Origin of the sequence: Calothrix sp. CCY 0018 (genome assembly GCF_963920925.1) — a bacterium.
Taxonomy (GTDB): domain Bacteria; phylum Cyanobacteriota; class Cyanobacteriia; order Cyanobacteriales; family Nostocaceae; genus Rivularia.
On the sequence record NZ_CAWUDI010000001.1, the window covers coordinates 113,990 to 137,292 of the forward strand.

22 protein-coding genes and 1 pseudogene are annotated in these 23,303 nt (G+C 39.8%); 10 read left to right on the top strand and 13 right to left on the bottom strand.

Annotated elements, in window-relative coordinates:
* Positions 1 to 21: 21 nt before the first annotated feature.
* Both ACM03V_RS00470 and ACM03V_RS00475 read right to left on the bottom strand, forming a co-directional pair.
* Positions 22 to 633: a Crp/Fnr family transcriptional regulator gene (locus ACM03V_RS00470; protein ID WP_414618782.1), complete on the bottom strand. Its 612-nt coding sequence runs from the start codon at positions 631 to 633 to the stop codon at positions 22 to 24.
* 538 nt (positions 634 to 1,171) lie between these two features.
* Positions 1,172 to 3,406, bottom strand: coding sequence for a PhoX family protein (locus ACM03V_RS00475; RefSeq protein WP_414618783.1), 2,235 nt, complete (start codon positions 3,404 to 3,406; stop codon positions 1,172 to 1,174).
* A 572-nt stretch (positions 3,407 to 3,978) separates the two neighbouring features.
* Here ACM03V_RS00475 and ACM03V_RS00480 point away from each other — a divergent pair.
* Positions 3,979 to 4,401 carry an RNA-guided endonuclease InsQ/TnpB family protein gene (locus ACM03V_RS00480; protein WP_414618971.1) on the top strand — a complete coding sequence of 141 codons (423 nt, stop codon included), beginning with the start codon at positions 3,979 to 3,981 and terminating at the stop codon, positions 4,399 to 4,401.
* A 242-nt stretch (positions 4,402 to 4,643) separates the two neighbouring features.
* On the opposite strand, the gene phoU is transcribed toward ACM03V_RS00480, so the two are convergent.
* From phoU to ACM03V_RS00495, 3 genes are read right to left on the bottom strand one after another with little or no spacing between them, the layout of a single operon-like run.
* On the bottom strand, positions 4,644 to 5,327 hold the full coding sequence (gene phoU / locus ACM03V_RS00485) for a phosphate signaling complex protein PhoU (RefSeq protein WP_414618784.1): 684 nt from the start codon (positions 5,325 to 5,327) through the stop codon (positions 4,644 to 4,646).
* A gap of 12 nt (positions 5,328 to 5,339) precedes the next feature.
* Positions 5,340 to 6,647, bottom strand: coding sequence for a sensor histidine kinase (locus ACM03V_RS00490; RefSeq protein WP_414618785.1), 1,308 nt, complete (start codon positions 6,645 to 6,647; stop codon positions 5,340 to 5,342).
* A gap of 47 nt (positions 6,648 to 6,694) precedes the next feature.
* Positions 6,695 to 7,447 (bottom strand): response regulator transcription factor, encoded by a 753-nt coding sequence (locus ACM03V_RS00495; RefSeq protein ID WP_414618786.1) that lies wholly within the window; start codon positions 7,445 to 7,447, stop codon positions 6,695 to 6,697.
* Between the two features lie 434 nt (positions 7,448 to 7,881).
* Between ACM03V_RS00495 and ACM03V_RS00500 the strand changes: the two genes are divergently transcribed.
* Positions 7,882 to 8,859 carry a hypothetical protein gene (locus tag ACM03V_RS00500; RefSeq protein WP_414618787.1) on the top strand — a complete coding sequence of 326 codons (978 nt, stop codon included), beginning with the start codon at positions 7,882 to 7,884 and terminating at the stop codon, positions 8,857 to 8,859.
* 82 nt (positions 8,860 to 8,941) lie between these two features.
* A complete protein-coding gene (locus tag ACM03V_RS00505; RefSeq protein WP_414618788.1) occupies positions 8,942 to 10,021 on the top strand; it encodes a hypothetical protein in 1,080 nt (359 codons plus the stop codon).
* A gap of 137 nt (positions 10,022 to 10,158) precedes the next feature.
* Here ACM03V_RS00505 and ACM03V_RS00510 read toward each other — a convergent pair whose 3' ends face one another.
* From ACM03V_RS00510 to ACM03V_RS00525, 4 genes are all read right to left on the bottom strand, one after another.
* On the bottom strand, positions 10,159 to 10,284 hold the full coding sequence (locus ACM03V_RS00510; RefSeq protein ID WP_414618789.1) for a hypothetical protein: 126 nt from the start codon (positions 10,282 to 10,284) through the stop codon (positions 10,159 to 10,161).
* A gap of 691 nt (positions 10,285 to 10,975) precedes the next feature.
* Positions 10,976 to 11,746 (bottom strand): 1-(5-phosphoribosyl)-5-[(5-phosphoribosylamino)methylideneamino]imidazole-4-carboxamide isomerase, encoded by a 771-nt coding sequence (hisA, locus tag ACM03V_RS00515; protein WP_414618790.1) that lies wholly within the window; start codon positions 11,744 to 11,746, stop codon positions 10,976 to 10,978.
* 95 nt (positions 11,747 to 11,841) lie between these two features.
* Positions 11,842 to 12,132 carry a DUF3593 domain-containing protein gene (locus ACM03V_RS00520; RefSeq protein ID WP_414618791.1) on the bottom strand — a complete coding sequence of 97 codons (291 nt, stop codon included), beginning with the start codon at positions 12,130 to 12,132 and terminating at the stop codon, positions 11,842 to 11,844.
* 141 nt (positions 12,133 to 12,273) lie between these two features.
* The gene (locus ACM03V_RS00525) at positions 12,274 to 12,618 is read right to left on the bottom strand and encodes a DUF2499 domain-containing protein (protein ID WP_414618792.1); all 345 of its coding nucleotides are present in this window, start codon (positions 12,616 to 12,618) and stop codon (positions 12,274 to 12,276) included.
* A gap of 268 nt (positions 12,619 to 12,886) precedes the next feature.
* On the opposite strand from ACM03V_RS00525, the gene csaB reads away from it, so the two are divergent.
* The 3 genes and pseudogenes from csaB to ACM03V_RS00540 all read left to right on the top strand — a co-directional run bounded on the left by csaB (position 12,887) and on the right by ACM03V_RS00540 (position 15,337).
* Positions 12,887 to 13,924 (top strand): polysaccharide pyruvyl transferase CsaB, encoded by a 1,038-nt coding sequence (gene csaB / locus ACM03V_RS00530; protein WP_414618793.1) that lies wholly within the window; start codon positions 12,887 to 12,889, stop codon positions 13,922 to 13,924.
* Between the two features lie 558 nt (positions 13,925 to 14,482).
* Positions 14,483 to 14,989 (top strand): annotated as a pseudogene (locus tag ACM03V_RS00535) (DUF6745 domain-containing protein); the annotation flags it as partial.
* Positions 14,990 to 15,142: 153 nt separating this feature from the next.
* A complete protein-coding gene (locus ACM03V_RS00540) occupies positions 15,143 to 15,337 on the top strand; it encodes a hypothetical protein (protein ID WP_414618794.1) in 195 nt (64 codons plus the stop codon).
* Positions 15,338 to 15,451: 114 nt separating this feature from the next.
* On the opposite strand, the gene ACM03V_RS00545 is transcribed toward ACM03V_RS00540, so the two are convergent.
* The 3 genes from ACM03V_RS00545 to pgeF all read right to left on the bottom strand — a co-directional run bounded on the left by ACM03V_RS00545 (position 15,452) and on the right by pgeF (position 17,554).
* The gene (locus ACM03V_RS00545) at positions 15,452 to 16,171 is read right to left on the bottom strand and encodes a rubrerythrin family protein (RefSeq protein WP_414618795.1); all 720 of its coding nucleotides are present in this window, start codon (positions 16,169 to 16,171) and stop codon (positions 15,452 to 15,454) included.
* 254 nt (positions 16,172 to 16,425) lie between these two features.
* The gene (locus tag ACM03V_RS00550) at positions 16,426 to 16,683 is read right to left on the bottom strand and encodes a TIGR03643 family protein (RefSeq protein ID WP_414618796.1); all 258 of its coding nucleotides are present in this window, start codon (positions 16,681 to 16,683) and stop codon (positions 16,426 to 16,428) included.
* A 61-nt stretch (positions 16,684 to 16,744) separates the two neighbouring features.
* The gene (pgeF, locus tag ACM03V_RS00555) at positions 16,745 to 17,554 is read right to left on the bottom strand and encodes a peptidoglycan editing factor PgeF (protein WP_414618797.1); all 810 of its coding nucleotides are present in this window, start codon (positions 17,552 to 17,554) and stop codon (positions 16,745 to 16,747) included.
* An 88-nt stretch (positions 17,555 to 17,642) separates the two neighbouring features.
* Between pgeF and ACM03V_RS00560 the strand changes: the two genes are divergently transcribed.
* Positions 17,643 to 18,458, top strand: a complete 816-nt coding sequence (locus tag ACM03V_RS00560; protein ID WP_414618798.1) for a biotin--[acetyl-CoA-carboxylase] ligase — start codon at positions 17,643 to 17,645, stop codon at positions 18,456 to 18,458.
* A 95-nt stretch (positions 18,459 to 18,553) separates the two neighbouring features.
* The gene (locus tag ACM03V_RS00565; RefSeq protein WP_414618799.1) at positions 18,554 to 20,296 is read left to right on the top strand and encodes a peptidoglycan DD-metalloendopeptidase family protein; all 1,743 of its coding nucleotides are present in this window, start codon (positions 18,554 to 18,556) and stop codon (positions 20,294 to 20,296) included.
* A 137-nt stretch (positions 20,297 to 20,433) separates the two neighbouring features.
* On the opposite strand, the gene ACM03V_RS00570 is transcribed toward ACM03V_RS00565, so the two are convergent.
* Positions 20,434 to 21,114, bottom strand: coding sequence for a riboflavin synthase (locus ACM03V_RS00570; protein ID WP_414618800.1), 681 nt, complete (start codon positions 21,112 to 21,114; stop codon positions 20,434 to 20,436).
* Positions 21,115 to 21,455: 341 nt separating this feature from the next.
* On the opposite strand from ACM03V_RS00570, the gene ACM03V_RS00575 reads away from it, so the two are divergent.
* Together ACM03V_RS00575 and ACM03V_RS00580 are read left to right on the top strand one after the other, a co-directional pair.
* Positions 21,456 to 21,959: a bifunctional nuclease family protein gene (locus ACM03V_RS00575; protein WP_414618801.1), complete on the top strand. Its 504-nt coding sequence runs from the start codon at positions 21,456 to 21,458 to the stop codon at positions 21,957 to 21,959.
* Between the two features lie 177 nt (positions 21,960 to 22,136).
* Positions 22,137 to 23,264 (top strand): aldo/keto reductase, encoded by a 1,128-nt coding sequence (locus ACM03V_RS00580; protein WP_414618802.1) that lies wholly within the window; start codon positions 22,137 to 22,139, stop codon positions 23,262 to 23,264.
* Positions 23,265 to 23,303: the final 39 nt, after the last annotated feature.

Here is a 23,303-nt window from a genome sequence, read left to right on the forward strand (position 1 = left end):
ATTAACCATTTAACAAGATGATTATTTTCTACCATCTTTATTAGGTAAACGTATAATGATGCGACGTTTGTGACGCACCAAAACCTGCTCGTCTTCAAACTGTTGCAATAAACGAGTTACGGTAACACGTGTTGTATTTAATACTTCTGCCATCTCTTGATGAGTAACGTTCAGGTCAATAAGTTTACCTTGTTCTACTTCACGACCGAACTTTTCACTCAACCAAACTAAAAATTGCCACAAACGTAGCGAAATTGGTTTGCGATGTACTATACTAAGTAACTCCTCTGACTGTTGAATGTGAGAAACCAAGGCTTCAACGTCTTGATGCCACATTTGAGGTGGTAGAACGCTTACTTCAACGCTGGTTAGACATTCGATTTGGTAAGGCTTAACGGTTGTAAGTGGATAGCCAACCAAATCTCCCGGACCCCAGTAGCCTAGAGTGATGAATGCCCCATCTTCACTCCAGGTTAATGTCCGAACTGCACCGCGCTCGATTCTCCAAAGTACGTCGTTACGTGGCGGAATTACTTCGCGACGAGTAAACAGTCTTTGTGGTAAGGAACTGCTAGTGTTATTGTTTGTGTTTTGTGAAAAACTGCTGTTTACAGGACGATTTGTAGAATACATTCTCTAAGATTCCTTTGTTGGTTAGATTTGTTTTTGCTTGAATTTAAAGCGGTCAAAGGTATCCAATAGATTTGCCACCACCCTGTAAACATGGTCAAATCAAATTAGGATTTACTCATACAATTAGCGATTTGTATTCGCTCTCTTCTTTAGTAGATAGTTTTTGCTTGGCTCAGCCAAAAGGTAGATGAAGTGTCTCAAGGAACTCTGCTAAATTATAAATAATTCACGCTCCGAGTGTGCAGTTCATCCTATAATATGTCCGCTGAAAAAAGTAATGCTGTTGGCTCCATAAAAAATATCGGAAGGCTACAAGTTATTAGCAGTAAAAATCTCAGAGATATAAAGTATATTTAGTCACTTTGGCATAAGCACAACAGTTCCCATTATTACGTAAATTTGCTATTTTGTGTTTATGAGAGCGGATACAAATTTGCTTTATACTGAATTGCGAAATTCTCTCAAAAAAAAAATATGTGGTGTCTAGAATTACGCTGTAAATCATTCTAGAACAGTTGAGAATATTGAGCAACTAAGCTCATGCAATTTTGGTAATATAAATAACCGCAGGTTTCGGAGGAGCATCAGTTGTTTTGCTCGGCCAGTTGGAACCAATAGGGACTTGACGATTTTGCGTAAATTCTTCTCCCGTGGTGCTGTAAACCAGGTAATCCCGGCTTTCCGAGGCTTGGTTTAAACGAGTGCCGTTAGCTTCTCCAGGATGCTGGATGGCTAAAAACATGGTTTGCTCGTCAGGAGTAAAGCAGGGGCCAGTTGTTTCACACTCCATCGGTCCGATACCAAATAACAAGGCTTGGCCAGCATTTTCACCGGAAGTTGGAATATACCAAATAGTATTGTTACCGAATAGTCCCGATATATTTGCAGTTTTACCTTCATCGTCGGTACGACTTTTTACGGAATTATTTAACTTGGATGTTGAAGTATCCGTTACCATCCACACATTCCCACCTTTATCTAAAAGCAGGTTATCGGGGTTTGCGAAACCCATTCCACCGCTCGCAGGTTCGCCACCAGTAGCAAGCATTTCCCATTTAAAAGTCTTGGCTGCTGGGTTATTGCCGTCTTCCGTCAAACGCATTACCCATCCATATTCGTAACTAACTTCGCCTTTGGGACCTTTAAAAATTCTGCTATCGGGACCCCCATCTTCACCAGGAGAACCAGAGGTAAAGCTAATATACAAATCTCCATTCGGTGCAATTTCAGTGTCCTCCGGACGAGCCGTACAAGTTGCACCTGCGGCATTACCGGCGTAATGTGCATCAATTAATATTGCACCCTGCTTTTCTTCTGCGTTACCCGTGTATAAATCGCCCAGCTTTTTGAATTGTTGCTTATATCGAGCAACTTCTTCGTCTTTTGACGCAGGTAAATAATTGCCTTCGATGGGTTTTGGTACTTCAAATAATGTTTGCTTATCTCCTGACGATCGCGAACCTAATGGTAAATGAAGTAGTTTTCCATCGATATTGCTCGGAAGATCTGGATTTATTGAGGTATCTGCATTTAAAGGTATCCAGCTACCCGTGCCGTTAGAGTCGAATTTGGCTGCGTAAAGCATTCCTTCAGAAAGAAGCTGAGAATTCGCTTTGTCTTCGGGGTTAGAAACTTTGTCCCGACTAACGAATTTATAAACGTGTCCACCTCTTCTATCGCACCCTGAATAAAACGCTAGAGGCTTTCCTGATTCGACACGCACGCCTACGGCTTCATGGTGATATCGTCCCAACCAAGTGTGTTTTGTGCCGTAATCGTCGGGGTTAGCTGGATCTACTTCAACTATCCAACCGTATTTATTACCAGCTAGTCCAAAAACGTTACCTTGACCGTACAAGTCTCCCTTACTTAATAAGAAAGGAACCTTTTCTGGTTCAAAGGATGTTCCATCAGCATATACTGGTTCTGGTACCTGTGCCTGAAAATTTTCTTCCGCACTTAATACCGTTCCCCAAGGTGTTGTTCCACCAGCGCAATTAGCAAACGAACCAATTATGCGATCGCCAAGTTTGTCAGTGTAGCCAAGCCCTTGCTGTTTGCGAAATACCAGTACGGCGGGGCCTGTTGCTTTCAGGTAGCGTCCGTCTTCTAAACCGGAAATTCCGCTAATACGTCTATCTACATTGCTATTAGTACGTTCCCATTTTCCATCGCTATTTTTGCGAATAGAAATAATACCTAAACCCTGATCTAATAATGCTTCGGAACTAATTTCTCGTATTTTAGCTTTCAACGGATCGTCTTCCTTTAAAGCATAAGCATTTACCTCACCTTTCCCTTGGGAATCGGTATTCAGCTTGCTTATCACCTCATCAAAAGGTAACGATTTTCCTATCACCTCGGCATAAGTTTGCATCCAAGGAATAGCGCTAATGTATTCAAAATTAACTGAGAGATATCCTTCATTTTCTCCCGTAGGAACAAATGATAAATAATCATTGTTGTAACCAAATCGGGAATCACCGACTTTATCGCCCCAAGCAGCAATAACTTGATACTCAAAACCATTTGGTAATACCAAATCATCAACTACTTCATAGTTGCGGTAAGCTTCTTGCTGTTGTTCTGGAGTAAACCCAGCATTTTGCAATGGAAGGGGACCTTTTACAGGTTTAAATACGGATAACGCCTTATTTTGTGGCGTATTTGGTTTAGTTGTTACATTTTTATCGCACCCAGACAGCGAACTTAGTGCTACCGCACCCGCGCTTCCTCCCATCAACAACAAAAAATCACGACGTTTGATACTCATCAGTTTATTTCTTATTACACCAGCGTTTTTAGTTAGATAGGAAACAATTTTATATCGCCTTTGTTACTTTAGTCGCGAAAGTTTAAGAATAGGTAAGCTTTTTGCAAAAAGTAAGTTAGTTTACAAAGCATTTACGGGTATCTTTTATCTCGGCTTCAAGTTTTTATTAAGTAATTACCGATTTAATTACTTAGGAATTATGTGTACATTTAAACAGATGAATCTTTAAAATGTCAACTATTTTTCAATTTTAATTTGTTTTTGGGAGAGACTAAGAATCTAGGTATATTAAGCTTTTCGCAGAATGTAATCTAACTGTAACCTGTCATTCTTATTTACTATTAAAAGAAGTATTTATTCTTATCTCAAAACTGCAAATATGTATTATATGTAACTCCATATTTGCAATTTAGAAGCAAAAATATATTTCCTTATGTTTATTTTCTTACTATTGCATTACGTATTTAGGAGTTTGGTTATAAGTACATCTATCTATAGAAATATTAAAATTATCTTGGCGATCGCGCTAATTTAAGATTGATGGAATAATAAATCAATAAATAAATAAATAAATCAATGCTAATTGTCGTAAAGACTGGCATAGGAAGTTAGCACATCAGTTATATGATAACAACGGGATGATATTTGTAGAAGATTTGAACCTTGTGGGGTTGAAAGCAGGGATGTTAGGAAAGCATTGCTTAGACGCTGGTTTTGGTCAGTTTTTTAATATCTTGGAACAAATTTGTTTTAAGCGTGGTGTTTTCTTCCAAAAAGTTGATGCGAAGAATACTTCTCAAATATGTCCTAGTTGCCAGCACGAAACAGGAAAAAAGATATTAGCCGAACGCCTTCATAAATGTGATAATTGCGGCTATCAAACTGATAGAGATGTTGCAGCCGCTCAAGTAGTTCTTCTTCGTGGACTTGCAGCCGTAGGACATACGGTCAAGATGCTTAGTGAGGGTAAATTCGTTGGAATCCCTGCGAACTAAGAATCCCCATCAATAAATTGAAGGGGAGTGTCAAATCCCCGTATTAACTTGTAACTGATAACTAATAACTGCTAACTGTCCCTTCCCTTCAAGAAAATTAAAAACCCCCATTCCCTTAATAAAGAAAAGGGCTGGGGGTAATATCCATTCAGGAAGCAATTTAACTTAACAACAATCAATAATTAAAATTTCGCCTTGTACTATTGACGATTAAATGACACCTAAATATAAAGAAATAATTATCAACGCTGTCCTGTAACAATATAGGCTACTCTTTTACCAATATTGGTTGCATGATCTGCCATCCGTTCTAAACAACGAATTGCTAATGCTAACAGTACAATCGGTTCTACAGAGCCTCGGACATCTCTTTGATTGGTCAAAGTATCGTAAACTCGATCGTAAGCTTCGTCTACAGCATCATCTAGTGATTTTATGCTGCTTGCACTAATTTCGTCTAAATCGGCTAAAGCTCCCAAGCTAGTTGCTAACATTGCTTGCCCGTGACGAGACATGACTGCAATTTCTGGTATGCAAGAATGTGACTCGTAGGGAAAGAGTTTTACGGCAATTTCGCTTAAATCTTCAGCATAATCGCCAATGCGTTCTAAATCGCGCACTAGCTGCATAAAAGCACTTAAGCAGCGCAAATCTTGTTCGTTAGGCGAATGCAAGGTCATAATCGCCGTGCATTCCGATTCGATTTGCTTATAGAATCTATCAATTTTTTGTTCTAATAAAGGCAGCTGCTCGACTATTGATAAATCGCGAGCAAATAATGCCTGGTGCGAAAAGCGGAAGGATTGTTCCACTAAGGCACCCATTCGCAAAATATCCCTTTCTAACCGCCTGATGTCGCGTGCTAGTTGAGGCTTTGCAAAATTAGGACTAGTTAGGATAGCTTTCACGCTTGCAGTTTCAAACATGAAGTGAATTTCTTAAATATAATCTTGAACTACGGATTTTGCCATTACTTGAGGAAGATGAATTTGTAGCCATGCACCTCCTGTTTGTGGATGATTCATTGCTTTAATAGTTCCCCCGTGAGCGGCTAAAATCTCATGAACAATAGCCAAACCTAAGCCGCTTCCATCCAAAGTTGAATCTCCCTCCCCTTTTATAGAGCGAGAGCGTGCTTTATCTCCTCGGTAAAATCGCTGAAATATATATGGCAAATCTTCTTGAGCAAAGCCTACGCCGGAGTCTATAATATTTATTTCAAGTAATGAGAGACTTTCAGACTCGTTTTGATTTTTATCGTCTAAAGGTATATTAACATTAGCTTCTACTCGGACAACTCCGTCAGAGGGGCTATATTTAATACTGTTATGAATTAAGTTAAAAAATACTTGGTGAAGTCGGGCTTTATCGGCATTTATCCAACCATTATCGGTGTCGGTAAAGACTAGTTGAACTTTTTGGCGCTGCGCTATCGGTTCTAAACTTTCCCAAACTGAGTTTATTAATGTTTTTATTTCTAAAGGCTGGCAATTTAACTGAGTCGCAGGATTACTTTCAAGTCGAGTTAAATCTAACCAGCTTTGTACTAAGTCAATCAGTCGGTCAACTTCCTTGAGAAGAAGGTTAACCCAGCGTACAATTGGTGGATTTACACGGTCTTGTAAAGTTTCCACAACTAAACGCATTGAAGTTAATGGCGTTCTGAGTTCGTGAGCGAGGTCTGAAAAGGCTCGATCGCGCGATTGGCTAATTTCCAATAACTGCTGCCGATTTTCCAGAAATACTCCTACCTGACCTTGAGGTAAAGGCAACCCCGTAGCCCGTAAAACCACAGACTTTTGTTCTAACATGGCTTCTGCATTCTCACAAGAGGGGTGAAACACCCACTCTTTCTGTTGGGAAGAATGGCGATCGCGAGTTTTCTCGATTAAACGGTCGAGTTCGTAAGAACGTACCACCTCTAACAACAAGCGCACTTGTCCGGGTTGCCATTTTTCTAACGACAGCATTTGACGGGCTTCAAGGTTACACCACAATAGTTGATTTTCTTCGTCAACTTGCAAGTAACCTAAAGGCGCATTTTCCAACAAATTTTGCAGTGAAAACAGTTGCTGCTCCAAGCACTGCTGCCGTTCTTTCAATTTGGCAAAGTTATAGGGCCATCCAACAACTCCATACTTTCTTTTTGGATAGTCGCGTCCGAAATAGCGGTGGAACTGTATTGTATACCAGAGCCATAAGCAGACGCTTAACCCTAATCCGATCAAAATTCCCAGTAACAGCATCACAATTCGTAAGTTACTTTGGGACAACTGACAATGATAGCGAATAATTATCCGAAGCGATACCCGAAACCCCGAACAGTAACAATATATTCGGGGCGGGAAGGCTCTTGCTCTAATTTTTCTCGCAACCAGCGGATGTGAACGTCTACGGTTTTGCTGTCTCCGACAAAATCCGGTCCCCATACCTGATCGAGCAACTGCTCTCGCGACCATACGCGACGAGTATAGCTCATAAATAATTCCAGCAAGCGGAATTCCTTTGGGGATAAATTAACTTCCCCTCCACGAACCAACACGCGACATTCTTGAGGATATAAAGTAATTTCTTTGTAATTTAAAACAGGAGGTTCGGTAGTCGTAATTAACCGCTGACGGCGCAACAGAGCGCGACAGCGTGCTACTAACTCCCTCATGCTAAAAGGTTTACTTAAATAGTCATCCGCTCCCACTTCTAAACCTAAAACCCGGTCAGTTTCGCTACCTTTGGCACTCAGCATTAAAATTGGTACCGGGTTTCCTTGATGACGCACCAAGCGACAAATATCTAATCCATTAATTTGAGGCAACATTAAATCTAAAATAACTAAATCGAAAGTAGCCTCATTATTATTTGTATCAAAACCTTGGAGTTGTTCAACAGCTAAACGTCCGTCAGTAGCAATATTCACCTCATAACCTTCTCCTTCCAAAGCCAAAACCAGCATTTCCCTAATTAATTCTTCATCCTCTACTACCAAAACACGATTCTTTTGTGCCATGTCAGTCGTGTGAGCATACTTAGTCGATTCGTTGGTATACATTGACTTACAAAAATATTGAGGTTTTAATTGTAGCTTTTAAACTGTGCTTTATGAGTATATTTACTTTTGTCTAGTACTAATTACTATCTTGTTCAAAAAGAGAAAAATGTAACATCTGTAACAGCACCCACATTATTATAAAGCATCACCGCAAAAAGCAGTCAAAGACTAGGGTTTGCTTTACTTTTTTTTGCCATGTTACAACAAAATCCAATTAATTCTTGACAAAAGCATTTCATTTTTAGTATATTTGTACTATAAAAGAAAAAGACTTTTGAGTAAGAATCTTCAATCGCAGGTAAAGAAACTATTTCAGTGTTTTTACTGCGCTTTTGAATACGTCAAAAAGGCTACTCTAATGAACAGCAAGGAGTATGTCTTTGTGATGTTCATTAAACGAAAATCATCAAACATACTGACGGAGAAATTGAAAGGTGAATACAGTTGCCGCTAAAGACAGTAAACAACAATTGATGCAAGCATTTGAGCAAATTCTTGCAGAAAAGCAAAAGTTAAATTCAAAAATTGCTACCAAGCAGGAGAAAGCGGAGAAGGAGAAAGATAAAGAAATATTAACCGCAGCTTCGGCATACACCGTTGATGGAATTGTCAAAGGTTTAGCTGATTTACAGTTAGAGTTTGGTACTATAGTTAACCAGCTTTCAGAAAAGCTGAAGACTGAAAACTCGAAATTAGACGAGTTGAATTGTGCGATAGAAGTTGAAACTCAATATTTACAGGAATTGCAAAAAATCCGAATTGTTGCAGATACTTTAGATGTTTTAACTCAAGAGCATCAAGAGAATTTGAGTAAAATTGAAGCAGATATTACTCAGAAAAAAGAAGCATTAGAGAAAGAGAAGCAGCAAATACTCAAAGAGTGGGAAAAAGAGCAGGCTAAATTTACTTTCTCCGAGCAGGAATACAGCGAATTATCAACTAAAAATCGCGAAAAAGAAGCAGAAGAATATCAATATAAGTTAGAAAATTCGCGCAAAATCAATGAAGATAGCTACCAAGAAACAAAGCGTCAGTTGGAAAGGGATTTACAGCTAGCAACTCGCGATAAAGAAAAAGATTGGGTAGAAAGAGAGAGAGTTAATCAACAGCGTCAACCTTTATTAGAAGAAGCGAGGAAAAAAGTAGCATCTTTTCCTGCTGAGTTAGATACAGCATATAAAAAAGCACAAGAAGATGCAATAAAAAATACTTCTCAAAGAACCAAAGTTGAATCCGATTTATTTGAGAAAGAATGGGAAGGTAGCAAGCAAAGTTACGAATTAAAAATTACTTCCTTACAGCAAACTATTGAAAGACAAAAAGAACAGATTGAAAGTATCTCAAATCAGCTACAAGAAACTTTGAAACAATCTCAAGATTTGTCGATGAGAGCTTTTGGAAATTCTAAATAGGGAATTGGGGAGTAGGGACTAGGGAATTCCTGTGCAATAAGCATTCAAATTAGAATAATTACAAAAGATTTGGGGGATTATTATGTCTGCGAATAAAATTAATCAAAGAAATACCAAAAACGAAATTTTAGAAGCTTATGATGAGTTAACTAAGGAAAGATTAGAATTAAAAAAGCAAGTGGATCAACTGGTGAAAGCCGGTAATTCTGTTAAAGCTGAGAACTTTCAAAAAACTGATAAAACACCAGTAGCTCAATACTCAAAAGTGCAGCAGAAAATGAATTTTACTATTGAAAGTTTAGCAAAGATTCAATTGGGTTTTGGTAGTGCGGCGAATGAATTATCCGAACAGTTAACTACAAAAGCATATAGATTAGCTGAAATTAAGCAAGTTGTAGAAGAACAATTAGAGCAATTACAGCAACTGCACGATTTAGAAGTTGCTGACGATACTTTAGATCATTTGATTGCAAGTTACGAAGAGAATAATTCAGCTTATCAAGAAGAGTTTAACCAAGTTTCCGAAACATTAAATCAAGAAATACAAGAATTAAGAGAAGTTTGGAGAAAAGAACAAGAAGATTATCAGCGCAGCATTAAAGAACGAAATGATAATTTAACTAAAAATCGTCAGCGAGATACTTCAACATATAAATACGATTTAGAGCGGGAACGTAATCTAGAAGTAGATGAATACGAACAGCAGCAGAAAGAATTGTATCGAAATTTAGATGAATTTCAGCAGGAAACTGAAAAAGAATGGAACGAAAGAGAAACGACGATTGCAGAAAAGGAAAAAGAATTTGAAGAATTAAAAGTTAAAGTCGAAGCCTTCTCTGGACAAAAAGAATCAGCTATTAAAAAAGGTACAGAGCAAGGAAAAGGTATAGCCGAGTATCAAGCCAAAATCAAAGCCAATTTATTTGCAAAAGAAGTGGAAGGAGAAAAAGCTTCCTACCAACAAAGAATACAATCTTTGGAACAGACAATTAACAGTCAGGAACAAAGAGTCCAAACCCTTTCTAAACAGCTTGAATCAGCACTGAAACAAGTTCAGGATTTAGCAGTTAAAGCAATTGAAGGTTCTGCTAACGTTAATACATATCAAGCAATGAAAGAAATTGCTTTAGAACAAGCTAAAAATCAGGTGAAGAATAAATAGGGAATTGGGCATAGGGCAAGGGCATAGGGAATAGTAATAAGAGAAACCCGCTATCTTGAAGATACCGGGTTTCTGATTTATTTATTAGATAATAAGAGGCGTTGTAATGCAACTATATTAGTAAAAAAACATATTAATTAAACTATATTTTTATTCTGTTTTTTAGCTTTTTTTCGATTACTAACATATTGTGCGAAACCGAGTTCTCTTCTTTTTGGTCTACCGTAATCGGGTACTGGTTTCCTTCTTCTTGCACTAGCCATATGTTTTCTCCTTTTTTATTCGTTTGAATTTGGATTGTTTTTTGTTGTCTCTGTATTTGTCTACATTGTCTTGATGTTGATTCCAGAATAAATAACTGATTTAATTAAACTTTATTGTTTCTTTATCTTGCTTAAACTTATGTTTATAAAGACAAAAACAGAGACGCATTTTAGCATCTCTGTATAGGAAACCCAATATTTGAAAACTCTGAATGTTTATATTCAAAAATTGAAAATTTTGATTTTGTATATATGTTTATTTATTTATTTCTTATTCGTTGAGAGTTTTAATAAGCACTATTCGTGTAAATGTAACTCCCTACGACTTTGGATACAGTAGTAATAATGACGAATCCGGAAAAATCACGAATATAATTTTTATTAATTAGACATCTCCGGAAATGAAAAAAACCCCTCTCCAAACCTCTCCCCCACAGGGTGAGAGGCTTTAAAACCCCACTTCCCTTGTAGGGAAGGGGGGTAGGGGGGTTAGGTCTATGTATAAAATAAAACTACCTAAATGTTTTCCGGAGATGTCTATTAGTAGCGATCGCACTTAACAGGATTCTAGAAGAGGCGGGCTGGGTTTGCTTGTAGTAGCGCTTCAGCGCATCCGGATTCCGCCCGGCGCTGAAGCGCTACTACGAACATAATAAAATTTTCAATTAGAAGAAATATTACTACATAGTTATCAAGCGAAGGTTGAAAAACCATGAGGAGGTATATCTTGAATGCGCCCATCTCCTACTGCTCTTACTGCTTCACGAAGAGAAATATCGCCAGTATACAAAGCACGTCCGACAATTGCACCTGTTACGCCTTGGGGTTCCAACGCTAATAAGCTCAGTAAATCCGTCACAGAACTTACTCCACCAGAAGCAATAATCGGTATATCGACAACAGCAGCGAGTTCCCGTAAAGCGTCTAAATTCGGGCCGCTGAGAGTACCATCGCGGTGAATATCGGTGTAAATTACCTCTGCTGCTCCGAATTCTTGCATTTGTACCGCGAGTTGTGTTGCTAAAACTTCCGAAGTTTCCAACCATCCGCGAGTTGCAACTTTACCATTACGAGCATCAATACCAACGATAATTTTCTGGGGAAATTGTTCAGCAAGTTCCTGCACTAACTGGGGTTGTTCAACAGCAACCGTTCCCAAAATTGCCCATTCCACACCAATATTAAATAATTGTTGCACGCTTTCCTTACCGCGCAATCCACCACCAACTTCCACAGGTATGGAAACTGCATTCACAATAGTTTCAATTGCGGATAAATTAACGACTTTACCAGCTTTCGCACCATCTAAATCAACAACGTGTATCCTAGTTGCACCTTGTTCAACCCATTGTTTGGCAGTATCGGCAGGATTTTCGCCAAATACTTCGGATTTATCGTAATCACCTTGATAAAGCCGCACGCAACGACCTTCTAGTAAATCTATCGCTGGAATTACTTGCATTTTAATTGTTAGTGGTTAGTTGTTAGTTGTTAGGGGTTAGGGCATTGGGCATAGGAAGATAAAGAAATAATCCAAAATCCTTTGACCTTTAACCTTTAACCTTTAACCTTAGATATTATTGCTTGACGAAAGCCTAATACAACTAAAATATTTGAAAGAGTTAAAAATACTTCTGCGCTTCCGTGCAGCCAATCGACATTAGCTAAAGTTTCACCGTAATGTACTTGTGCATAAATACCTGCTGGAATCGTGACGGCGACAAATACTAAAGTACCGTAAAATCCATACAAAGCTAATTTCGGGGTTTCGGGGGTACGACTGATAAACCACAAGAAACCTAAGTATGGAAATAACGATAGTGCGAATAGGGTTTCTTTGGAAATCATTTTGAACAGTTAACAGTGAGCAGTGAGCAGTGAGCAGTTAGGAGTTAAGAGTTGGAAGTTAGGAGTTGGGAGTTTTTTCTTTTATTTTTAATTCCCAATGCCCAATGCCCAATGCCCTATTCCCCATTCCCAATTTAATAATTATTCTGATTTTACAGCTTTTGCGGATGCTTGATTTGTTTCTACATCATTTATTTGTGTGGAACGATATATCCACCAAGCTGCTGCGAAAAGGGTGAAGTTACCAATTACTGTCATGCTTGCTTGTAATGTTACTAGCCATTCGAGAGATGGGGAATTCTCGAAAAAGTGCCAGGTACAAGCACACATGGCGCTGACTAATGCTGGTAGCATACCAAAGGATAAAGCTCCCCAAGCACGATTACCTATAACTTCGCCATATTTCCAGATTAACCATATCGCGGCAATCCATTCGATAACGCTGGAAACATGAATTATCCAAGTGGGAATTGAAAGTACGTGCATATCAATCAGTTAACAGTTAACAGTGAACAGTTATCAATTATCAATTACCAGTTACTAATTATGATTTCATAGTTTGTCGTTCATGACTTCTAACTCATAACTCTTAACTCCTAACTTTTTTTAGGGAAACTTGTTGCGGAAGTAACTTGCTGTGTGTCGCGATTCGTGGGAAATACAGTCAGGGTGGAGAATAAATATTTTTCCGTTTATTAATCTAAAATCCCTGCACAAACGCATCCGTTGTCAAAATCTAAAATCTAAAATAATTATGCGTGCTTTATTATCTGGGTATTACGGGCAAGGAAATGGTGGTGATGAGGCTTTGTTGGCTACGCTTTTACAAATGCTTCCGTCGTCGGTAACTCCTGTGGTTCTTTCTGGCAATCCGGAGGAAACGCAACGGCGTTACGGTGTTGAAGCTTGCGAGCGTAAGGCTTTTAATACGGTGATGCAGTCTTTACGTTCTTCCGATGCTTTCATTTGGGGTGGTGGTAGTTTGATTCAAGATGCTACTAGCGCTATTAGTCCATTTTACTATTCTGGGTTAATGGCGATCGCTCAAAAAAGAGGGATGAAAACAGTGGCTTGGGCGCAAGGTATTGGCCCTTTGAAACGTAATGCTACTAAGTGGTTGGCGCGTCAGAATTTTATTGGCTGTACTGGGGTTAGTGTTCGCGATTCGGCTTCTGCTGCTTTATTAAATGAATGGGAAGTTCCTTATGTGTTGGCACCAGATCCGGTTTGGGCGCTGGAATCTCAGTCTATACCGGGTATTTGGGATACTCCGGCTCCCAGAGTTGCGGTAACATTACGCGCTCATCCCCAACTGACACCAACGCGCTTGGGTAATTTAACTAAAGCTTTGGTTGATTTTCAAAAGGCTACAAAAACCTTTATTTTGCTGATACCGTTTCAAAAAAGTACAGATTTGGCTATAGCTCAAGCAATTGAACCAGCATTAAAAGATGTCAGTAAAATTATCACCATAGAAGAACCCACAATATTAAAAGGAATATATAACGGTGTCGAAATGGCGATTGGAATGCGCTTGCACAGTTTGATAATGGCAGCAAGTAAAGGGTGTCGCTGTTTTGCGTTGAGTTACGATCCTAAAATTAATCGGTTGATGGAAGAATTAGAAATGCCGGGATGGGATATTGATAATTTACCTGATGATGCGAATGTGATGAGTATGGCTTGGATTGAGCATTTCGCTAATGGGGAAGCGCTGTCAGAGGATAAAATTAAGTTTTTTACCGATAGGGCTTTGATACATAAAGAGGTTTTGCAGAAAGCGTTGACGTGAAATCTTGCTCCCTCTCCTTGACAAGGAGAGGGTTGGGGTGAGGTAAGAGGGATTTGGGGTAGCCTCGTAATCAAATAATTTTCTTTTTCAACGCAAAGGTGCGCGGAGGTTTGCGCGGAGGTACGAAACGGGGATATTTAATCTATGTGTTAAGAATGAGCAGTGGTATTTTTATTAACTGTTAGCTGTTTGTTGGTGGTGCGTTGATATGTCTGAATTAAAGCATAATAAATCTATTAATTACAATAGTTTCTCTGAGTATTGTTTTCATAAGGATGAGTTGCCACCGGAGACGAGACATACTGTTGAGGTGTTGTTAAGGGTTGCTGGTACTAATGATTGTTTGGAAGCGGAAAAGGTGCGCTATGTGAAAGAGTCAAAAATATTGGTTATCATGTCGTTAATAATTCAAAATTTTCACAATCAGGACTTTCTTTACATCGTATAATCACCACCCAAGATATACTTCACAAAATCTACCTCATCGAAGTCTACCAATCCCTACTAAAAATCCCCCTCGATGAAAAAACCCAACAATAGTACGACTGCTTAAACCAACTTTTTGAAAACTGCGGTTGGTTTATTCCCTTTGAAGACGTTTGCATTGTGTGCGATAGACCTTCAAAATTTTCCCTAGATTCAGAAACTCGTCTCCATGCTGAAGGGGAACCAGCAATTCAGTTTGCTGACGGATACGGTTTATATTACTATCGCGGGGTTGCTTTACCTGAAAAGTACGGTAAAATTCATCCCAATCAATGGCAAGCAAAATGGTTATTGTCAGAAAATAATACTGAATTACGCCGAATTTTAATTCAAGCTATCGGTTACAACCGTATTTGTGACGAATTACAAGCGATTCACCTTGATTTTTTTAGGGAATATGACTTAATAAAAATTGATGCGGATGCCGATGTCGAACCGATAGTATTACTGAAGATGATTTGTTCCAGCACCGGATATACTCATGTTTTACGGGTTCCTCCTAATAGGTCATCCGCAAGAAAAGCGATTACTTGGGTAAATTGGGATATAGATCCACAAGAGTTCGCTGTAGAAAGTTAGAGGTAAAGTTGACAGGTTTTTTGACCTCTCTCCAAACCTCTCTCCTGCAAGGAGAGAGGCTTATTATCCCCCTTCCCTAGTAGGGAAGGGGTTAGGGGTTAGGTTTCCGAGATTGATTATTGATTGAAAAATGCACTTTAGCTCAAATTTCTTATGATTAAGCCAAAAATCAAACGCAAAATGCCAAAGTGCATCCAATGTCGCTTTTATCAAGGCAATATGATTGTCTGCAAGATGTATCCTAATGGCCCGGAAGATAGCTCATGTCCTCACTATGCACCAGATCCAGATTTTTATTTAGATGAAGGGGAATGGAGAACCGGAAACAGAAGAAAAAGACAATATTAGCAAACTCAATAAGCAAAATTTAATTATTTACAGTTTATGAAAATACAGAAACCCGGTATCTCGAAGATATCGGGTTTCTATATGTTTATAAATGATTTAGCAATGCAATATTACCTATGCAGCAACAGCAGCCTCTTCTTCATAAGGCATAAATGTTTTCTTGGTTGCGTTACAGATCGGACAATGCCAGTCTTCGGGAATATCCTCAAATGCTGTTCCCGGTGCAATTCCAGAATCTGGATCGCCGCTGGAGGGGTCGTATATCATCGAACATTGACGGCAAATCCATTTTTGTGTCGCTGGGTCGCCACTAGCTTTCTTTTCAGCGGCTTTTTTTCCATCTAGGGCTTCCAATGCTTCCGTATATTGACGTGCGTGATGGTGTTCTACGCTAGTCAATAAACCAAATGTATGCGTAGCTTTGCGGAACATATCGGCGTGTTCGCGGGATTCTTCTTCCTGAGTTTTAAACTCTTCTTCAGCTTTACCATCTCTATCCGCACGCGCTTCTTTTGCAAAACCCGGATACATAGTTTCGTATTCGTAAGTTTCACCTTCCACCGCTAATTCCAAACAGCGTTCGGCGATCGCCTTTTTTTCTGATTCGGTTAAAGAGTCAGCATCATCCACCATCAACTCTGGATGCATCAACCGAAAGTGAGCGAAAGCGTGTTCGGTTTCTTGATTCGCTGTATCCTTAAAAAGCTTGGAAAGTTCTTTCATTCCCAACTTTTTAGTAACTTCCGCAAAAAACAAATACTTCCGATTTGCCATCGATTCCCCACCAAAAGCCGCTTCCAAGTTTTTAGCGGTGTTGGAATTTGATAAATCCATACTGTGCAACCTCTCTTTAATAGTACGCAGACAAGATTACTGTTTTAGCATTTCATGTAATGCGTAGTCGTTATGAATTAACTATAGCTTATGTGAAGTCATTATGACTGTGAGATATGAATATTTTTTGTGAAGGGATAACAGGAGAGGGGGTAGAGGGGGAGATTGGGAGATGGGGGGATGGGGAGATGAGGAGACAAGTAAGCAATCTGCGAGCGAGACGCTCGCACTCCTAACTTAATACCTTTAACCTCTCAAGTCTTTTGATTATCCGACTTAAATCTTCCTTCGACAAAATCGCGCTTTTGTAAATGCTTGGTATCGCGTCCGCTGACTCTTTTACGCCACATTTTAAAGCTGGATTCTTTCATATAGCGACGCATGATAGCTATAACTTCTTTTTCGTTCAAACCGAATTGAGTTTCAATTGCTTCAAACGGCGTTCTATCTTCCCACGCCATTTCAACTACGCGATCGATAGTTTCGGGACTTAATTCTGGTAATTTACTCATAACAGTGAACAGTTAATAATATTAAATAACTCATAACTCTCAATTACCAATTACCAATTCCCTATGCCCCATTTGCCATACTGACAATTCCAGACCATTGAACTTTTCCTTGTTTAGCGCGACGGTGGGAAAAGAAGTTTTCGGGGTTTTGGTAGGTACAGTATGGTGCTAGGGAAATTTGTTCGGGACTAATTCCTAATTGTTCGAGTTGTAAAGCGCTGACTTGTCGCACGTCTATACGAACCTTTCCGGGTTCTGAGTCGGGAAGCAAAGGGGAATTATCTATTTCTTGTAAGCCGTTGATAATTGCTTTTTCGTCTTCGTGAGGTATTAGAGTTGACCCCAATTGAACTGCAACGTCTTCACTTACTTGATAAACTTCTCCGGCAATAGATGGCCCCATTGCAATTCGTAAGTCTTGCAGTTTGCATCCTTGAGATTGCATCCGAGAAATGGCTTGAGGAACGATTTTTTGTGCCGTACCGCGCCATCCGGCATGAACTGCTGCTACAAGTCCTGTCTTGATATCGCCAATTAATGCGGGAGTGCAGTCCGCACTAGCAGTCCACACAGCTTGTAAAGGGCGATCGCCGATCAAACCGTCTGCTTTAGCAAAGGTTTTTTCGCCTATTTGCTCTACTTCATCTCCACCTACGCTTAATATGTGTTCAATTTCTCGTGGGGTGAAAACCTTATTGCCATGTACTTGTCTAAGACGATAAGGTGAAGCTTCTGCATGAAGTATCTTGGTCATATCTTCGAGACTATGAGACCAGAACTGTTGGGTAAAGAAGCCATGAGGAAATTCTTCGAGCAGACTACAACTCAAATAAGGCAATTCCTGCCAACTGCGCCAGTGCCAAGTATGCATAATAGTTTACCTTTTTAGTATTTGTCTTAATAAAAATCAATATCGTCAATTCATGCTAGCTTGAATAGGCTAGTTTCGGTTAGTAACTGTGGTATTAAATAAACAAAAGCTGCAAGCAGTTCTTTCGGTAGAAGGTAAAAATACTGAGTTCCCTTTTGGCTTGCATATTTTTGAAAGCGTCGCTTCAACAAACAAAACTTTGTGGGAATTGTTAGCTCAAAAACCTGGTTCGAGATGTGTAGTAATTGCAGCCGAACAAACTGCCGGACGCGGACAATGGGGTCGTCAGTGGGTATCTAGGCAAGATGGACTGTATCTTTCTTTCGGCTTTGCTCCTCAATTAGATATAAATTCAGGCTATCAGTTAACTTTAGCAACAGCATGGGGGATTGCCGAACAACTGAGAAAGTATGGTGTTGATGTTGAAATCAAGTGGCCTAACGATCTAGTCTTAGATGGTCGTAAATTGGGCGGCATTCTCACCGAAACCAAAGTTAGTGCTGGTAAAATTACTCAAGCAGTAATTGGGGTTGGAATTAACTGGAAAAATCCGGTTCCCTCTACTGGGATTAATTTATACTCCTGGAATAATAGAGGAAATCCAACTCAAATTTCTTGTTTAGAAAAATTAGCTGGCATTGTTTTGCTCGGAATAGATTCCGGTATACAGTGTTTGGAGAGAGAAGGAGTCAATATATTATTGTCTCGCTATATCAAATTACTTTCTAATATGGGCGAACAAGTTCACGTTAATGGTGATTTTTCTGGAACCGTAGTCGGCGTTACTGCGACAGGAAATCTTCATGTTCGTAGCTCGGCTTCAGATACCTTATCTGTAGCACCTGCATCTATTTACCTCCAGCCCGGTACAATCAGTTTAGGCTACCGTAAATATAAGGATTAAGTTGCCGCTTCTTATCCAAAATTTTAAACTTGGACGAGAATTTACTGAGATTATCTGAAAAGTCATAGTTACACTAAGAAGATTATTTAAACACAATGACGCAGCGCAAAAACTCTGGCGATAACAATTCGCAGTCCGCATGGCAGCGGTCGCTACCAGCGCAAAGCCTTTGTTGGCTTGGTAGCTTTAGCTTACTAAGCAGCGGCTTTGTAGTTGCTCAAACATCTCCGGGAATAGACAATATTGTTCCTACTGTGAAAACACAGGCAAGGAGCGCAAAAAAAGTCACAACAGGTAAAGCTGTTATTATCAGTGGCACTCCCAAACCGGAGTCGTCTAAACCTAAAACCGAATTTTCTCAACGTCGAGCTAAGCTAAGAGAAATATTATCGGTTAAAAAATCTTCGGCTTCAAGTACTAAAAAGCCCGCACCAACAGTAAAAGTTACGACTAATGAAAAAGGTGCCAATACTTTAAGAAGTAGATTAAAGCGTTCTCCCACTAATTCTGTAGTCGTCAAGCTTAAAAAGAAAACGCCGACTACCAGCCCAAGAGTAGTAATTAAACAGAAACCTACTCAATCAAAACCTACTGCATCAACAGTTCGCGTTTCTTCACCCAAGAAAACCCGAACAATTCTTCCTCAAATCGATACTGCTAGTACACCGAAGAAAGATTACAATAACGCTTTAATTGACCCAACAAATTACGGCAAAAAGTATCAAACTCCTAATTCTGTAGTGATTACAGGGCGTAAAAGTGGTTGTACGTCGGTTGCAAGCGGACAAGGAATTTCCGGCAATTGCGGTGCTTCTGGTCAAACTGCTTCTAAAAAGACTCAAACTGCGAAGAAAACAACACCTAGCTGGTTAAAAGCAAGTCAAAACGCTTCCATTACCAAGGTTACACCTTCAAGAAGCGTTGCTGCTAAACCGTATAATACAGATGTATCCCCTAACAAGGTAACTTCAACAGAAGTAGCTAAAACTGTATTACCATCTGCGGCAGCTAAGACTTATCAGGCAACCAAAACCCTACAGCGCGTTACTTCCGCTACTCCGAATGTAGTGAAGAAAGCTGTGAAGTCTGTCACTCCAGCTATTCGTTCTAATACTGCCTCTAGAGTTGCTTCTCGCAGCATACCCAAGCAAGCATATAGTTCCAATCGCTTTATTCCACAACCTAGCAGCTTTACTCCCCAGACTACAGTTAGTGAAGAAGCTATTGCGCCAAGTGGTGGAATGCTAAGTGCGCCAATTATGGCTAACAACTCCGCACCTCGTCCGAGTGCTGTTGCTTACGATATTCCGCTTGCATCTGCACTACCAAAAGTTGCTTATAGTAGCCCTGCTTACAGTTCTAACTATAATGCCACCGGATTAGCATTTCCTCTTTCCGTGCCTTCTGCAATCAGTTCCGTATTTGGTTGGAGACAGCATCCTTTAACTGGCACTCGGCGTTTTCATTCGGGTATGGATTTGGCTGCGGCAGAGGGAACTCCTGTTTTAGCAGCTTATTCAGGACAAGTGGAAATTTCTGATTGGGTAGGCGGTTACGGTTTAACCGTTGTCTTAAACCACAACAGCGCCCAACAAACACTCTACGGTCATATGTCGGAATTATTTGTTCGTCCAGGTCAATGGGTAGAACGAGGAAGCGTTATCGGTCGCGTGGGCAGTACAGGTAATTCTACCGGCCCCCACCTGCACTTTGAAACACGTCAGCTAACTCCAAACGGTTGGGTGGCAACAAATCCAGGCGCACAATTACAGCAAGCGCTTAGCCAGTTCCTGCAATCTTTACAGACAGCGCAAGTCGTCGAAGATCCTGGCAGTTAAAAAAGGATAGGGAGATGGGGAGATGGGGGGACAAGGGGACAAGGGAAATTTTAACCTTTGACCTTTAACCTTTAACCTTTAACCTTAACAACTCCCAACTCCCAACTCCTAACTGGTAACTGTTCACTGTTCACTGTTCACAAATACCCATGTTCGGCTAGGAATGTGGGTGAAATTTCATTTTGGGTAGATCCAGATGAAGCAGAATTATTTTCTTTGCCAAAATAAATAAATTTTTCTACGTATTTACCGAGGACATCACCTTCTAAATTTACTAAACTTCCGGGAATTAAATCGCGAAGATTTGTTTCGGCATAAGTTACGGGAATCACCGCTACTTTAAACTGGGAAATCTCTGGGTTGTATTCAGCCACAGTCAGGCTGATACCATTGATAGCAATACTGCCTTTGGGCACTATATAACGGTCAATCGTATCAGATGCGCTAAATGTCATTTCCCAAGAAGTCGCTGTCTGTTCGGCACAAATTAATTTACCAATACCGTCAACGTGTCCCATCACAAAATGACCGCCGACTTTACCACCAACCCGCAAAGAAGTTTCTAGATTGACATAGCGGTGTCGATCTACTAGTTCTCCTAAAATGGTGCGACGCAAAGTTTCTGGGGAAGCAGTGGCAATAAAACCGTCTTTGGTAATATCTTCTACTGTTAAGCAAACCCCATCGACTGCTACGCTGTCTCCATAAGCTAAGTCTTGCATAATTGCCGACCATGAAGAGTCCTGGCAAGTAATCTGCCAAAAATCATCCCCTATGGGTTTCATTGTTCCTAATGCTTGAATTATTCCTGTAAACACGGCTTTTTTGTGCGACTAACTTTATATATTGCTTATTTTCAACTTAAATTAATTAGTAATTCTGCCATAATTTATTATTATTAAGTATCAATTATTACGTAGTGTCGGATGAAAATATAAACACATTTACAACTAACACAGGGCAAAAGGCAGGTAAGTAGACTATTGTAGAACCAATAAGGTTAGAATAACCGCTGGTGTTCGCAACCTTTAGGAGTTTAATATAAGCAATTATAGAAGCAGAGAGACTTATGTTAATGGTTTTTCAAACTTGCTCAGGCAAGAGTATTATTTGTTACCGAAGTTCTAAAAGCGCTCAAAGGAACGTAGAGGCATAGCCAATGATTGAAATGAAAGTTGCTGGCATCGCGTTGGATGCAATTACTCGCAGTCCGATAGTACTTTTAAAAGATGCAACAGACCGCCGCGCTTTGCCAATTTACATTGGTCAAGAACAGGCAAGAGCAATTATGGCAGCACAGGAGAATCAAAAGGCTCCTAGACCATTAACCCACGATTTGATTGTGAATATCTTAGAGGGGTTGGATATGGTTTTAGATAAAATAATTATCCATACCCTGCAAAAAGACACCTTCTATGCATCTTTAATTTTAAAGCAAGGTGACACCCATAAGGAAGTTGATGCTCGTCCTAGCGATGCGATCGCCGTTGCGTTGCGTACAAATGCACCAATTTGGGTGATGGAAGAAGTGGTTGCAGAAGCTTCAATTCCGGTAGATAGAGATGCAGATGAAGCCGAAAGAGAAGCCTTCCGGGAATTCGTTTCTAATCTCCGTCCAGAAGATTTGATCAAGCGTTTTGGTGATAGTACTAGCAATAGCTAACGATTTTAGATTGGGGATTTTGAGGACACTGCGTTGGGCGGGTTCCCCGAAAGTACAGCAAGTGTCCGGGATTTTGGATTGGGCTATGCTGCTATAAATATTCCTCTTTAAACTTCCCATTCAATAGCCTAAAATCTAAAATCTAAAATCTAAAATCCAAAATCCAAAATTAGAAAGATGCAATACCGACGCTTCGGGAAAACAAATCTACATTTATCGGTGTTTTCCTTGGGAACAATGCGCTATCTGGCTTCACCTGCGAATGCAAGACAAGTTATTAGTGAAGCAGTAGCGCAAGGAATTAATCATATCGAAACTGCTAGTGGTTATGGAAAAAGTGAGGAGTATTTAGGTGAAGCGCTTAAAGCTGGGTTGTCTGTATCCCGCGACAAGCTACATATCACTAGCAAAATTCCACCCACAGTTGATGCCGATACCATGCGTCGGTGCATCGATAAATCTTTAGAAAATTTGCAGCTAGATTATCTTGATTGTTTAGGTATTCATGGCTTAAATACATGGGAACATCTGGAATGGGTGCTGGCTGAAAACGGCTGTATGCAAGCGGTAAGAGAAGCCGTTACCGATGGTAGAGTACGTCACGTAGGTTTTTCTACCCATGCACCCTTAGAAATAATTTTGGCAGCGATAAACACCGATTTATTTGAATTTATCAATCTGCATTATTACTATTTTTTTCAGCGTAATCAGAAAGCGGTTGAGTTAGCAGCAGAAAAAGACATGGGTATTTTCATCATTTCTCCTGCCGATAAAGGAGGAAGATTATATACACCGCCAGAAAAATTAAAAGAATTATCCGATCCGTTTTCTCCCTTAGAATTAAACTATCGTTTTTTACTCAGTGACTCTCGTATCACAACATTGAGTGTCGGCGCTGCAACTCCCGAGGAATTAATTGAGCCTTTAAAATGCGATCGCGATGGGGAACTTAATTTAGAAGAGATTGCGGTATTTGAAAGACTTTATAATCACTTTGATACAGCTTTAGATACTGAAAAATGCAGTCAGTGTTACGAATGCTTACCCTGCCCCGAAAATATCAACATTCCCGAAGTATTGCGACTGCGAAATTTAGCGGTTGCATACGATATGGAAGATTACGGAAAATATCGCTACGGAATGTTTGAAAATGCCGGACATTGGTTTCCGGGAATGAAGGGGAATCGGTGTACCGAATGTGGGGAATGTTTACCGAAGTGTCCCGAAGAATTAGATATTCCGGCTTTGTTGAAGGATACTCATCAGCGGTTGAAGGGGAAAGAAGGGAGAAGGTTGTGGGAGTGAGAGGGATTTTGGATTGTTATTTTATAGATAAAAGTAATT